Origin of the sequence: Geitlerinema sp. PCC 7407 (assembly GCF_000317045.1) — a bacterium.
GTDB lineage: Bacteria > Cyanobacteriota > Cyanobacteriia > PCC-7407 > PCC-7407 > PCC-7407.
Genome location: NC_019703.1, coordinates 3,468,953 through 3,483,318 on the forward strand (window position 1 = coordinate 3,468,953; position 14,366 = coordinate 3,483,318).

The 14,366-nt window shown below is 57.9% G+C and carries 8 protein-coding genes; 7 read left to right on the forward strand and 1 reads right to left on the reverse strand.

Annotation, left to right across the window (positions count from 1 at the left end; translation table 11 throughout):
- Positions 1-518 precede the first annotated feature (518 nt).
- On the forward strand, positions 519-2,156 hold the full coding sequence (locus GEI7407_RS14055) for a bifunctional pantoate--beta-alanine ligase/(d)CMP kinase (RefSeq protein ID WP_041269084.1): 1,638 nt from the start codon (positions 519-521) through the stop codon (positions 2,154-2,156).
- A gap of 123 nt (positions 2,157-2,279) precedes the next feature.
- On the opposite strand, the gene gltB is transcribed toward GEI7407_RS14055, so the two are convergent.
- Complete coding sequence (gene gltB, locus GEI7407_RS14060) at positions 2,280-6,932, reverse strand: glutamate synthase large subunit (RefSeq protein ID WP_041268472.1); 4,653 nt, start codon at positions 6,930-6,932, stop codon at positions 2,280-2,282.
- 810 nt (positions 6,933-7,742) lie between these two features.
- On the opposite strand from gltB, the gene GEI7407_RS14065 reads away from it, so the two are divergent.
- The 6 genes from GEI7407_RS14065 (at position 7,743) to fusA (ending at position 14,344) form a co-directional block, all read left to right on the forward strand.
- Entirely contained in the window at positions 7,743-9,695 is a 1,953-nt protein-coding gene (locus GEI7407_RS14065) for a phosphodiester glycosidase family protein (protein WP_015172863.1), read from the forward strand.
- A 246-nt stretch (positions 9,696-9,941) separates the two neighbouring features.
- Positions 9,942-10,343, forward strand: coding sequence for a phosphomannose isomerase type II C-terminal cupin domain (locus tag GEI7407_RS14070; RefSeq protein ID WP_223294553.1), 402 nt, complete (start codon positions 9,942-9,944; stop codon positions 10,341-10,343).
- Between the two features lie 279 nt (positions 10,344-10,622).
- Complete coding sequence (locus GEI7407_RS14075) at positions 10,623-10,976, forward strand: iron-sulfur cluster assembly accessory protein (protein ID WP_015172865.1); 354 nt, start codon at positions 10,623-10,625, stop codon at positions 10,974-10,976.
- Positions 10,977-11,052: 76 nt separating this feature from the next.
- Entirely contained in the window at positions 11,053-11,427 is a 375-nt protein-coding gene (gene rpsL / locus GEI7407_RS14080) for a 30S ribosomal protein S12 (RefSeq protein WP_015172866.1), read from the forward strand.
- A 253-nt stretch (positions 11,428-11,680) separates the two neighbouring features.
- Positions 11,681-12,151 (forward strand): 30S ribosomal protein S7, encoded by a 471-nt coding sequence (gene rpsG, locus GEI7407_RS14085; protein WP_015172867.1) that lies wholly within the window; start codon positions 11,681-11,683, stop codon positions 12,149-12,151.
- A gap of 117 nt (positions 12,152-12,268) precedes the next feature.
- On the forward strand, positions 12,269-14,344 hold the full coding sequence (gene fusA, locus GEI7407_RS14090; protein ID WP_015172868.1) for an elongation factor G: 2,076 nt from the start codon (positions 12,269-12,271) through the stop codon (positions 14,342-14,344).
- The last annotated feature ends 22 nt before the right edge of the window (positions 14,345-14,366 follow it).

Here is a 14,366-nt window from a genome sequence, read left to right on the forward strand (position 1 = left end):
TGCGACTCCTGGGTGCATCATCCGGCGAAGCAGCCCCTTTCGCCGTCTTCATGACTAAACCACAGCTTGTTTGAGGCTAGCCCCTATCCGTAGACAGTTTTTGCAGTGTCCCAGGGCAATCGCTTGCGAGATGGGCGTCCCAGAGGATTTACCACTTACTGACTCGCTCATAGCGCACGTTATTCAGAGAGGTGTATCTCTCTTCCGGAATAAATCAGACTCTTCCTTTAGACAGGAGTGAAGTCTAGCAGGGAAAAAGCTTGAGCTTTCTAGAAGATGTCTAGGATGCCTCTTTTAATTGATTGTTGTCTGGCAGCGGGCCATCTAGCGCGATCGCCCGCTGTTTTTGCTGGCGGATTTGGGTAAGCCGTGTCGGGTGACGGCTAGACCGCGCGATCGCCGATAGCATTGAAAGGGAAGTTGGCCAAAATTGCTGGGGAGGCGATGTGCACTACAGCGCTGAGACGGCTGATAATGATATGGGTTTACACGGCGTCATGAAGTGAGTGGGGGTTGTGGTGCGACTGTTTAGTACGGTTGCAGCTTTGCGTTGCTACCTAGATCAATATCGGTTGCAACCGGAGTCGACTGATTCTTCGCAGACGCAACGGAATTTTTCTGGTCCCGGCCGGGACACTTTTCCCCAGCGAACGATTGGTTTGGTGCCGACAATGGGAGCCCTCCATGCCGGTCACTTGAGCCTCATTCAGCGATCGCGCCAAGACAACGATCTGGTGGTTGTCAGCATTTTTGTAAACCCGCTTCAGTTCGGCCCCAGCGAGGATTTCGCGCGCTATCCACGGACGCTGGAGCAAGATATGGCCCTGTGCCGCGAGGCGGGGGTCGATGTCATTTTTGCGCCGACGGTCGAGGAGCTGTATGGCGATCGCGTGAGCTCAACGCAGATGCTGGTGGGCAGGACTCAGGTCCTGCCACCGGCAGACATGACGCAGGTCCTCTGCGGGCGATCGCGCCCGGGCCATTTTCACGGCGTGACCACGGTGGTCACCAAGCTTTTTAACTTGGTGCAGCCAACGCGGGCCTATTTTGGCCAGAAAGATGCTCAGCAGGTGGCCATTCTTCGCCGGATGGTTCATGACCTGAATCAGCCGGTGGAGGTGGTGGTTTGCCCGATCGTGCGCGAGAGTAGCGGCTTGGCCCTCAGCTCCCGCAATCAATACCTCAGCCCCCAGGAGCGAGACGACGCGGCAGTCCTGTATCGGGCGCTCCAGGCGGCGGTGCAGGTCGTTCGTCAGGGCACTTACGGGCGCGAAGCAATTTTGACCGCCGTCAAGCGTGAAATTGCGACGGTTCCTGCGGTCGAACTGGAATACATTGAGTTGGTTGATCCTGTTATTCTCAAGTCTTTGGATACTGTGCAAGATTCTGGGTTACTGGCGATCGCCGCGCGCTTAGGAAATACGCGGCTGATTGATAATGTGGTGCTTCGCAATCGTCAGCCCATCGTGGCGATCGACGGTCCGGCCGGCGCAGGCAAGTCAACGGTGACGCGGCGCGTGGCGGATGCGCTTGGGCTGACCTATCTGGATACAGGGGCCATGTACCGGGCGGTCACCTGGCTGGCGCTCACGACCGAAACGGCGATCGACGACGAACCGGCGATTGCAGAGATGGTGTATCGCTGCCAGATCGAGTTCCGGCTCGGGGAGGCAGACGCAACCTCAGGGGCGATCGCAGGCCAGCGAGTCTTTATCAATGGCGAAGACGTGACTACCGCCATCCGCAGCCCCCAGGTCACTGCGCAGGTATCCGCGATCGCCGCCCAGCCCGCCGTGCGCCAAGGCCTCATGGAGCAGCAGCGGGCCTACGGTCTCCATGGCGGACTCGTCGCTGAAGGCCGAGACATTGGCACCCACGTTTTTCCCGATGCCGAACTCAAAATCTTCCTGACTGCGTCCGTACAGGAGCGCGCCCGACGCCGCCAAATTGACCTCAAAAATCAGGGCCACGGCGATATCGATCTCGACGAGCTCGAGCGCGCCATCTACGAGCGCGACTACAAAGACAGCACGCGAGAGTCTGCTCCCTTGATCAAAGCGCCCGACGCCATCGAGATCCAGACCGACGGTCTCACCATTGCCGACGTGGTCAATCAGATTGTCGGGCTGTATCAAGAAAGATGCGTCCAGGTCTGATCAAAGCCCAACGCTGCATTTTGCCAAATAAAAACCGGGGAAGTTTTTCCCCGGTTTTTTCGTTTGATGACTTTGATAAAAGCGATCGCTTGAGGGGCAGCTTGGCCCCTCGGCTTTAGGCGCTTACTGCACCGACGTCAGCACTTTGGTCTCCGAAGGATTGGGATTGGCTTCGGGGGTTTCTGCCTCTGACGGCGGCACCACCTGCCAGAACTTGGGCAGGTAGCTGCTCCAGTCCGCCAAAATCGCCTTCGCTTTCGGGCTGCCGGTGCGCTCGGCGTGAGCCTGGATCAGGGACTTCAGCTGTTCTTCACCAGCCGCCGTGATAACCCGCTGCACTTTCACGATTTCTGGGTTGACCTTCGTGGGGAAGGAGCCATCTTCATCGAGGAAGTAGGCTAGACCACCGGTCATGCCAGCACCCACGTTACGACCTGAGCGGCCCAGAACAACCACAATGCCACCCGTCATATATTCGCAGCAGTGGTCTCCGGCCCCTTCGATCACGGCTTGGCCCTTGGAGTTGCGCACTGCAAAGCGCTCGCCGGCCTGGCCGTTGGCGAACAGGACGCCACCGGTGGCGCCGTAGAGGCAGGTGTTGCCGACGATGACGTTTAGAGACGGGTCGTAGGTGGCGGCGCTAGCGGGCTTGATGATGATTTCGCCGCCGTGCATGCCTTTACCGACGTAGTCGTTGGCTTCCCCTTCGAGCTTCAGGGTCATGCCCGGCAGGTTGAAGGCCCCAAAGCTCTGGCCCACAGAGCCCTGGAAGTCGAGCTGGATATGGCCTTCGAAGCCAGAGTCGCCGTACTGCTTGGCGATCGCCCCAGCGAGACGCGCGCCGATGGTGCGATCGGTGTTGACCGCCGTCAGCGACTTTTGCACGCTGCCTTGGTCGCGCACTGCCGCCTGAATGGCGGGGTCTGCTAGGAGCTGGTCATCGAGGACCGGACCGTTGCTGTGGACGCCGCCATGGTTGAGCCAAGCGCGATCGCTGCGGGTATCGGGCAGCTGGGTGATACAGTCGAGGTTGAGAGACTGGGTCTTGCTCAGGGTCAGATTGTCCTTCACCTTCAGCAGATCAGCCCGGCCGATCACTTCATCGAGGGAGCGGTAGCCCAGACGCGCCAGGAGCGAGCGGACCTCTTCTGCCACGAAGTAGAAGAAGTTCACGACGTTCTCCGGGATGCCCCGGAAGCGCTTGCGCAGGTCTTCCCGCTGGCTCGTGACGCCCACCGGGCAGTTGTTGGTGTGGCAGATTCGGGCCATGATACAGCCTTCGGCGATCATGGCGATGGAGCCGAAGCCGAATTCCTCAGCGCCCATCAGTGCGCCAATGAGGACATCCCAGCCGGACTTGAGACCACCGTCAACGCGCAGCACCACGCGATCGCGCAGGCTGTTTTCCATCAGGACGCGGTGCACCTCGGTCAGACCCAGTTCCCAAGGGCCGCCGGCGTGCTTGATGGAGCTGAGGGGCGAGGCACCCGTGCCGCCGTCGTGACCCGAGATTTGGATAATGTCGGCGTTGGCCTTGGCGACGCCAGCGGCCACCGTGCCGATCCCGACTTCAGCAACGAGCTTGACGGACACCTGAGCCAGGGGGTTGATCTGGTGCAGATCAAAGATCAGCTGGGCCAAGTCTTCGATGGAGTAGATGTCGTGGTGGGGCGGCGGCGAAATCAGCGTCACGCCGGGCTTCGATCGCCGCAGCATGGCAATGTAGGGGCTGACTTTCTTGCCGGGCAGCTGGCCGCCTTCACCGGGTTTCGCACCCTGGGCCATTTTAATTTCGATCTGCTTGGCGCTCATCAGGTATTCGGGCGTGACGCCAAAGCGGCCCGAGGCGACCTGCTTGATGGATGAGCTAGCGGTGTCGCCGTTCTTGAGGCCCCGCAGGTGGGGCAGCACGGGGGAGTTACCTTCGGCATCTACGTCCGAGAGCACCTTGAAGCGCACAGGGTCTTCGCCGCCCTCACCGGAGTTGGACTTGCCGCCGATCCGGTTCATGGCGATCGCCAGGGTTTCGTGAGCTTCTCGGGAGAGAGCCCCTAGGGACATACCGCCGGTGCAGAAGCGCTTCGCGATGTCAGCCACCGACTCCACCTCTTCGAGGGGGATCGAGGGGCGATCGCTCTGGAAGTCCAGCAAATCTCGCAGCGCCGTTGCCGGTCGGTTGGCCAGGTGGTTTTGGTAGACCTCATAGTGGTCGTACTGCTTGTCTGCCACGGCTTTGTGCAGAGACTTGACCACTTCCGGGCTGTGCATGTGGTACTCACCACCGGGCTTGTACTGGACAAAGCCAAAGTTCTCGAGCTTCTTGGCCGTCAGCTCTGGGAAGGCCCGCTGGTGGAAGGACAGAACTTCCTGCGCGAGTTCCTGAACGCTGAGGCCGCCCAGACGAGAGGCTGTGCCGTAGAAGCCTAGGTGCAGCAGGTCGCCGCCGATACCGATGGCCTCAAAAATTTGCGCCCCGTGGTAGCTCGACAGCAGCGAAATGCCCATCTTGGACAGAATCTTCAGCAAGCCCAGCTCCACCGCTTTGCGGTAGTTGTCTTGGGCGCCGGTCAAGGAAATCGCCTCTAGCTTGCCGCGCTCCATCAGCTTTTGGGTCTTGGAGTCAGACCACCAGTGGCGGATGGTTTCCAGGGTGAGGTAGGGGCAGACAGCGCTCGCGCCGTAGCCGATCAGGCACGCGAAGTGGTGGGTGCTCCAGCACTGGGCCGTATCGCTGACGATGGAGGCCTTCATGCGCAGGCCCTGGCGAATCAGGTGGTGGTGCACAGCGCCCACGGCCAGCAGAGGCGGGATATAGCTGTAGCCAGCGCTTAGGCCCGCTTGACCGGCTGCATCGGCGCGATCGCTCAGGACCAGCACCTGCTTGCCGCTGCGCACCGCTTCAGCTGCCTTCTGGCACAGCGCGGTGACGGCTCGCTGCAATCCCTCAGGACCATCGGCGATCGCAAACAGCGTCGACAGCGTCTCTGTCGCAAAATCCGACCGGCGAATGGCCTCTAGCTCAGCCTCGTTCAGCACGGGCGACTCCAGCTTGATCAAGCGAGCCCCCTCCGCCGAGGTCGCCAGCAGGTTGTGACGTCCGCCGAGCTGCATGCTCAGGGACATCACCAGGCTTTCCCGCAGCGGATCGATGGGCGGGTTCGTCACCTGAGCAAAGCGCTGCTTGAAGTAGTCGTAGAGCAGGCGGGGTTTGTCCGAGAGCACCGCCAGGGGAATGTCATCGCCCATACAGAAGGTCGGCTCCTTCCCTTGGCTGGCCATCGCCTCGATGATCATCTCGACATCTTCAGCCGTGTAGCCAAAGGCGGTTTGCTGCGTCAGCAGCGTCGAGGCGTCCTGCAAGCAGTTTTCCCCAAAGGATTGGGGGCTGAGGACGAAGCGGTTTTCCTTCAGCCAAGTGCCGTAGGGGTACTGAGCTGCAACCTGCTTCTTGATGTCCCAGTTCTTGAGGATTTCGCGGGTCTCCAGATTGAACGCAATCATTTGACCTGGGCCTAGGCGGCCTTTTTCAATGATTTCCGTTTCGGGCAGGTCCACTACCCCAGCTTCCGAAGACACTGCGATGTAGCCATCCCGCGTGATGCTGTAGCGGGCAGGGCGCAAGCCGTTGCGATCGAGGGTCGCGCCGACATGCTTGCCGTTGCAGAACACCAGCAGCGCCGGGCCGTCCCAGGGCTCCTGCAAACCGCTGTAGTACTCATAAAAGTCGACGATCTCGGGATGCTCGTTGAGATCGGGCTGGTTTTGGTAGGCCTCCGGCACCATCACCATGAGGGCCTCGAGGGGGCTACGGCCAGACTGAACCAGCAGCTCCAGCACGTTATCCAGGGTCGCAGAGTCGCTGTTTTCGGGATTGACGGTGGGCTTGAGCTCATCGAGGCGATCGCCCCAGATGGGGTGCGCCAGATCCGCCTCCCGCGCCATCATCCAGTTGATGTTGCCAAGCAGCGTGTTGATCTCGCCGTTGTGACCCAGGAAGCGCATCGGCTGGGCCAGGGGCCAGCGGGGGAAGGTGTTGGTGCTAAAGCGGCGATGGTAAACCGCAAACGGACTCTCGTAGGCAGCGTCTTGGAGGTCGGTGTAGAACTCACCTAGAACCGCCGATCGCACCATGCCCTTATAGACAATGGTGCGGTTTGAGAACGAGCAGAAGTAAAAGTCTTGCTGAATTTGGGCGGCCTGCTCTCCCAGAGCCTTGCCGACGCGGCGGCGAATCAAGAAGAGCTCGCGCTCGAGGGCATCCCCTTGAAGCGTGGGGGATTGCACCAAAATTTGTTCGATCTTCGGCTGATTTTCTCGAGCCTGCACACCCAAAATCTCGGGGCGAACCGGCACCTCACGCCAGCCGAGCACGGTCAGGCCCGAGGTAGCGCAGCTCTGCTCGACGGCTTGGCGGGCGATCGCAGCGAGCTCAGCATCTTGAGGCAAGAAAGCCATCCCCACAGCCACCTGCTCAACGGGAGGCATGGTGATCCCCTGAGCTGCACACCAGCTTTCTAGCAGGCGCCAGGGCACCGCGGTCATGATGCCGGCCCCGTCTCCAGAATCTTGGTCTGCGCTGCAGCCTCCTCGGTGCTCCAAGCAGGTCAAAGCACCCAGCGCTTTTTCCACCAGTTCATGGCTAGCCCGACCCTGCTGGTCAGCCAAGAAACCGACTCCACAGGCGTCCCGTTCTTCTACCAGCCAGCGCTGACCTGCATACCCTTGCTGGGGTTCGGGACTCTGCTGGAGAGATTGATGTGCGCTCAGATTTTCCATGATAGGAGGGTTGACTTGGTTCATATTCAAGACCGGAGGTGACTGACTAGCTGCTATCTCGGCCTTGGTGAGGCGCTGCGACCACACCACAAGCCTTTGGTTCGAAAATCAGCGCGGAAGAGCTTTGCCGCGGCAGCAATGCAGCGCCTAGAAGCTAAGCGCTGCATGGTTAGCTATTTTTCTGTCTCAAAAGGACGATGAGGCTTGAGGGTGGCTGCGCAAGCCCAGAGCGCCTGAATGTATTGACAGAAGATTGTTGCAAGCCTGGAACTGATTGAAATTCTCTCAGCAATGCAGGCAGCCGCAAGGAAGTTGCTGGTGGCAAGCTGTTTCAACCGTAGGGTCTCTGACAGGGCTGCGAACCGCCTCTCAACAGCTGGACCGAAGTTTCGTTGCTCAAGGCTGCGGATTGAGTAGAAGTATTATAGAAGATACTTCGGTTTCGGACTCACTCACGGCGAAAACGGTTGTTCCGCTAGCGGCTTTTTGATCCCCAAGGCAACTTCGGTAGGGATTGCGGGAGAAAGCAGCTAGACCTTTCGACGTTGCGTGATGGGCGCTACAAGCTCCAGCGAGGGGAAGCGGGCGTTGATAGCTATACAAATTATGGCAAATTCGGGCGATCGCTAGGGGAGCTAGGTCATTATTCCTTGATAGTTTGGCGCTGCTAATCAGGGCTCCCAGCGATTTTCGGGAAACTGGCCTGTATCGTTTGGTGAAGAAAAGAACTTTGTCCTGAAAGGCAGACACAAATAATGTCTGACGGGGGTCATAACGGCCACGCCTTACGCTCCGCTGTGAGAGGTTTTCATGGGATATCGTCGGACGAATTCTGGGAGAGATGATCAAGGTTCACTGAAGCCGCGCTCAGCGGTGGCAGGGCGATCGCGGCATTTGCGCTGGCTACTGCTAGGCAGCTTGGCTTTGCTCGGGCTGGCAGCAGCCTTACCCAAGCCGGATATAGCGGCAGTCCCTGCGGCGCGCGAGACCGTTACGCCCACCTGGACCGGCGTGGCAAAGGCGATCGCCCAGACACCCTCTAGCAGCGCAGCCCAACCCCTCCAGGAGGGCCGACGAATTTCGATCAATGGCCGCAGCACGAGCGCGGCTTGGGGCCAGTGGGCCGCCAGCGGCAATTCGGCTCAGCCCCGGATTGCGATTAGCGATAGCGATTTGCCGAAGGTGCTGGGAATCGACCTGCTCAACACAGACAGCCTCAGCCAGCAGCCTGTTCAGTGGTTTGCCCAGGGCGGAGTTGCGCTGCCGACGCGGCTCACGGGCCAGCATCGGTATCTGGACATCACGGACTTTGCTCGGAGCCTGGGCTGGACCACAAGCGTCAACGGCGACACGCTCCAAATCCAGACACCCACGGCCCAGGTGATCAATGTGCGAGAAGGCCGCCACAGCTGGGGCGATCGCATTGTGCTGGACGTCGATGGACCGATCCCCTTTGAGATGCAAGAACAGGCCCAAGTGCTGACCCTGAGCCTCGATGCGGCGATCGCCCCTGCCCTGGGACCCGCGATCGCCAAAATGAGCGCTGCCCCCTCTTCTGGCACCAAACCCTCCGCCACTCCCGCCAACAATCGCCGCTTCCGCAGCATCACCAGCATCAAGCCCAACGGTCGCCAGACCCTCTTGCAGCTGAGACTACCAGCGGACTCCGCCTATCAATTTTTCACCCTGGCCAACCCCAACCGCATCGTGATTGACGTGCGTCGCGACGCACTGCCCAACCGCAGCATCGCTTGGGCTCCCGGCGTTCGCTGGCGTCAGCAAATGGTCTCTAGCGGCCGCCGTTCCCATCCCGTTGTCTGGCTTGAGGTGGACCTGCGCCAGCGCGGCCTGAGTCTTCAGCCGATCACCAGCAGCGCCAGCACGATCGCGGGCATTGAGCCGCTGCTGCGTCTTGCACAGCAATCACGGGCAATCGCGGCCATCAACGGCGGCTTTTTTAATCGCAACAACAAGCTGCCCCTAGGGGCTATTCGCCAAGAGGGACGCTGGCTCTCGGGTCCGATTCTCAATCGCGGGGCGATCGCCTGGGATAGCCAAGGCAACATCCAGATGGGCCGCCTCAGCCTTCAGGAAGTCTTGAGCACCGGCAGCGGTCAGCGCTTCCCCATCACCACGCTCAACAGCGGCTACATCCAGGCAGGTTTTGCGCGCTACACGCCCACCTGGGGCCCCTACACCCCCCTCAGCGACAACGAGATCTTGATTTTTGTCGAAGGCGATCGCGTCCTGCGTCAACAAACCACGGGCAAAGCAGGCAGCGGCACCGTCACCATTCCGGCCAACGGGTATCTCCTCGTCGCGCGCTCCAACCGCACTGGCGCCGCCGCTCTTCCTGCGGGCACCACCCTTACCCTCACCAACGCCACCAATCCCAGCAGCTTTGGTCAATACCCGAACATTATGGGCGGCGGCCCCCTGCTGATCCAGAACTCTCAAATCGTCCTGAACGCAGCCGGCGAGCAGTTCAACGCCAACTTTACTCAAGGGGCCGCCGCTCGGAGCGCCCTGGGTCAGACCGCCAACGGCACGCTACTCATCGTTGCCACCCACAGCGGCGGTGAAACCGCAGGCCCTACACTGCCAGAAATGGCCCAGATCATGCGAAATTTGGGAGCCGTCAACGCCCTGAACCTCGACGGAGGCAGCTCCACCACGCTTTACTTGGGCGGGCAACTACTCAACAAACCTCCCCAGAGCGCGGCCCGCGTTCACAACGGCTTGGGTCTTTTCTGGACCCCCTAAGACCCTCCGCCAGAGGCCTCAGCTTTGAACTCCTTTTACGGAGTGCCCACATTGCTTAAAGAGTTAGTGTAGATTTCCCATCGCAGCGAGATTACAGATGACATCGGCCCAGATCAGTTTGTTATGGTAGGCCTCAGACCCCCCTATGCGAGGCCTTGGGGATTCTTCAGACCGCCAAGTCCCTCGCCTTAAAACCGTTCACCTAGGGCTATTTTCAAGGAGAAACCCGTGGCTCAACCCCAAGAAATTGCTCACGTCCCCGGCCTTGCGCTCCCAGCTCCTGGAGCACCCAAAGGCGTAGCAGCAACCGAACTTCGCCCTTGGGGTTCCTTTACGGTCCTAGAGGAAGGCAGGGGCTACAAAATTAAGCGTATCGAGGTCAAACCCGGTCACCGTCTGAGCCTCCAAATGCATCATCATCGGAGTGAGCATTGGATCGTGGTTTCAGGCACCGCCAAGGTCGTCTGCGGCGATCGCGAACTGCTGCTGTCGAGCAACCAGTCCACCTACGTCCCGCCTTGTACCAGCCATCGCCTCGAAAACCCAGGCGTGATCTCCCTCGTGCTGATCGAAGTCCAAAACGGCGAATATCTCGGCGAGGATGACATCGTTCGCTTCCAAGACGACTATGCCCGCGCCGAAAGCTGAATCAGAACTCGCGCCTTGTAGGCCTGATCGCCAAGTGGCCTCTGGTTAGCCGCCCCAGCCAAGCCATCTCTAAAACCTAATAGCGTCTCTCCAAAGCCTCGCCTTCCCAGCGGGGCTTTGTTGGGTTGACAAGCTTTTTGGCGATCACCCCTCAGCCTATAAACTAAAGAACATCGCTTTTTCCGTCTGCTTCGCAGTCAGCAGAGGTCCATCAGCTGTCTCCAGCAAACAGGCGATCGCTCCGACCATTCGCTCATCCTCCGACCTTCTGATTTCCCCATGGTTCATTTGAGCAAAGCAGCAGCCAACGAAATTCGGCGTTTGAAATCTCAGCAAACCAGCGAAAACGCTCGCGTTCTTCGCATTGGCATGCAATCTGGAGGCTGCTCTGACTGGTCCTACACGCTTGAATTCATTACCGAGCCCAACCCCAGTGACCAGCTCACCACCTCAGAAGACCTCACCATCGCGATCGCCGCAGACACCGCTCCCTATCTGGGCGACCTGAGTCTCGACTACTCCGAAGACCTCATGGGCGGCGGCTTCCGCTTTCACAACCCCGCAGCCGCCAGCACCTGCGGCTGTGGCCACTCCTTTAGCGTCAGCAGCAGCCTAGACTCGTCGCCAGTTTGACAATACTCCTCAAAGCTCAGTATGATTAGAATTTGTTGAAAGTTGGAACGGTTGAAGACCTTACACGCCACAGCTCATGCCCACCATTCAGCAGCTAATTCGTAGCGAGCGCCAAAAGGCCAAGAAGAAGACTAAGTCGCCAGCCTTGAAGAGCTGTCCGCAACGCCGAGGAGTTTGCACTCGGGTTTACACCACCACCCCCAAGAAGCCTAACTCAGCCCTGCGTAAAGTCGCGCGGGTCCGTCTAACCTCCGGTTTTGAGGTTACCGCCTACATTCCCGGTATCGGCCACAACCTCCAAGAACACTCCGTTGTGATGATTCGGGGAGGCCGGGTCAAAGATCTGCCGGGCGTACGCTACCACATCATTCGTGGCACCCTAGACACCGCAGGCGTGAAAGACCGCCGTCAAGGTCGTTCTAAGTACGGCGCCAAGCGGCCAAAAGCTTAAATTGTTAAGGCTTGGTGACAGCAAGGTTCTCAAGCGCATTGGATCCTCGCGACAGTCTCAACAGACAAGCATCAAGCCCCAAGGGCTAGTTTATTAGCCTTTTGCCTAGGAGTTTTCGATAGCTTCCAGAGCATCAGCAAATTAGCGCTGCTACAATATTCGGGCCACTGAGGGTGTGGCAGACTGAGCCTAAAGCAGGTTCAGTTTTATCATGTACATCGACTTACAGGTTTATTCAGTTTAAGGCTCAGCTATGTCTCGTCGCGGTGTTATCCAAAAACGCTCGGTTCCCCCAGATCCAACCTATAACAGCCGACTCGTGAGCATGATGATCCGTCGCATCATGCACAGCGGCAAAAAATCCACTGCACGACGGATCGTCTATGACGCCTTCAAGGTCATTGAAGATCGTGTTGGCTCCGATCCCCTAGAAGTATTTGAGCGGGCTGTACGCAACGCAACCCCTCTCGTAGAAGTTAAAGCTCGCCGGGTTGGCGGTGCGACCTACCAGGTTCCCATGGAAGTCCGCACAGACCGAGGAATTGCCCTCGCTCTGCGCTGGCTCATTCAATACGCTCGTCAGCGTCCCGGTCGCGCTATGTCCTTGCGCCTTGCCAACGAGCTCATGGACGCAGCCAACGAAACCGGTAGCGCCATCCGTAAGCGCGAAGAAACCCACAAAATGGCTGAAGCAAACAAAGCGTTTGCGCACTATCGCTACTAATTTTGGAAACTGCATCCCTAAACAATTCAGTTGTGTGCGATGCAGTTTTCAATAAAAGTATAGAATCTTAACAAAGCCATAAAGTGCACATCCGCGACAGAGACGAAGGAGTTAGCTGTGGCACGCACCACCCCGCTTGAGAAAGTAAGGAATATAGGTATCGCCGCGCACATTGATGCGGGCAAAACGACGACGACGGAGCGGATTTTGTTCTACTCCGGCGTTGTCCACAAAATTGGTGAAGTCCACGAGGGCACAGCCGTCACCGACTGGATGGAACAGGAGCGGGAACGGGGTATCACCATTACTGCTGCTGCTATCAGCACCCAGTGGAAAGACCACCAAATCAATATCATTGATACGCCTGGACATGTAGACTTCACCATCGAAGTAGAACGCTCAATGCGTGTACTCGATGGCGTGATTGCAGTCTTCTGCTCTGTAGGCGGTGTGCAGCCCCAATCTGAAACCGTCTGGCGTCAAGCTGACCGGTACAGAGTTCCTCGCCTAGTGTTCGTCAACAAGATGGACCGTACGGGCGCGAACTTCTTCAAGGTTTATGGGCAAATTCGCGATCGCCTTCGCGCTAACGCAGTTCCCATTCAAATCCCCATCGGTGCAGAAAGCGAATTTCGCGGCATCGTAGATCTCGTGCGGATGCGCGCCAAGATCTACACCAACGACATCGGAACTGACATCGAAGATGTTGACATTCCGGAAGATATTCGTGAACTGGCCGAAGAGTATCGCCTCAAGCTCATCGAATCTGTCGCCGAGACAGACGATGCCCTAACCGAGAAGTATCTGGAAGGGGAAGAGCTGACAGAAGAGGAAATTCGGTACGCCATTCGCAAAGGCGTCATTGCCGGCACTCTTGTTCCCATGCTGTGTGGCTCAGCTTTCAAGAACAAGGGAGTCCAGCTAATGTTGGATGCGGTAGTAGATTACCTACCCTCTCCTACTGAGGTTCCTCCTATCCAGGGCATCCTGCCCAACGGCGAATCTATAGTTCGTCATTCTGATGACAGCGAACCCATGTCAGCTCTGGCCTTCAAGATCATGGCTGATCCCTATGGCCGTCTGACCTTTGTTCGGGTTTACTCTGGCATCCTGAAAAAAGGCAGCTACGTCTACAACTCGACCAAGGGCAAGAAAGAGCGCATCTCTCGCCTGATCGTCCTGAAAGCCGATGATCGTATTGAAGTCGACGAACTACGGGCGGGTGATCTAGGCGCAGCCTTGGGATTGAAAGACACCTTCACCGGTGACACCATCACCGACGAAGATTCTCCTGTCATTCTCGAGTCTTTGTTCATCCCTGAGCCTGTTATTTCAGTCGCAGTCGAGCCCAAGACAAAGCAGGACATGGAGAAGCTGTCCAAGGCACTCCAATCTTTGTCTGAGGAAGATCCCACCTTCCGAGTCAGCATCGACCAGGAAACCAACCAGACTGTAATTGCTGGAATGGGCGAGCTTCACCTAGAAATTCTCGTCGACCGGATGATGCGAGAATTCAAGGTTGAAGCCAACATCGGTGCACCTCAGGTTGCCTACCGTGAAACCATTCGCAAATCAGTTCGGGCAGAGGGAAAATTTGTCCGGCAGAGTGGCGGTAAGGGCCAGTATGGCCACGTAGTCATCGAGCTTGAGCCTGGTGACACTGGTTCTGGCTTTGAGTTCGTCTCCAAGATTGTTGGCGGTACTGTTCCTAGGGAATACGTTGGCCCGGCGGAACAGGGTATGAAAGAAGCTTGCGAATCTGGTATTCTTGCAGGCTACCCCGTCATCGATGTCAAAGTAACGATGGTAGATGGCTCCTACCACGACGTTGACTCCTCTGAAATGGCCTTTAAGATTGCTGGCTCTATGGCAATCAAAGAGGCTGTGATGAAGGCTCAACCTGTGCTGCTTGAACCCATGATGAAAGTGGAAGTCGAAGTTCCTGAAGACTTCCTCGGAGATGTCATGGGTGACCTCAACTCTCGACGGGGTCAGATTGAGGGCATGGGCTCTGAGGACAGTATTGCTAAGGTGTCTGCAAAAGTCCCCTTGGCAGAAATGTTTGGATATGCCACCGACATTCGGTCAAAGACTCAAGGTCGCGGTATATTCTCGATGGAATTCAGCCACTACGATGAAGTTCCTCGGAACGTGGCTGAAGCAATCATCGCCAAAAGCAAAGGGAACGCATAGTCAGGAAGAGGAATAGATAACT

Excerpts from the sequence above, each read along its gene's own strand:
- gltB (WP_041268472.1), bottom strand. The coding sequence starts at position 6,932 with ATGGAAAATCTGAGCGCACATCAATCTCTCCAGCAGAGTCCCGAACCC.
- GEI7407_RS14065 (WP_015172863.1), top strand. The coding sequence starts at position 7,743 with ATGGGATATCGTCGGACGAATTCTGGGAGAGATGATCAAGGTTCACTG.
- GEI7407_RS14075 (WP_015172865.1), top strand. The coding sequence starts at position 10,623 with ATGGTTCATTTGAGCAAAGCAGCAGCCAACGAAATTCGGCGTTTGAAA.
- rpsL (WP_015172866.1), top strand. The coding sequence starts at position 11,053 with ATGCCCACCATTCAGCAGCTAATTCGTAGCGAGCGCCAAAAGGCCAAG.
- rpsG (WP_015172867.1), top strand. The coding sequence starts at position 11,681 with ATGTCTCGTCGCGGTGTTATCCAAAAACGCTCGGTTCCCCCAGATCCA.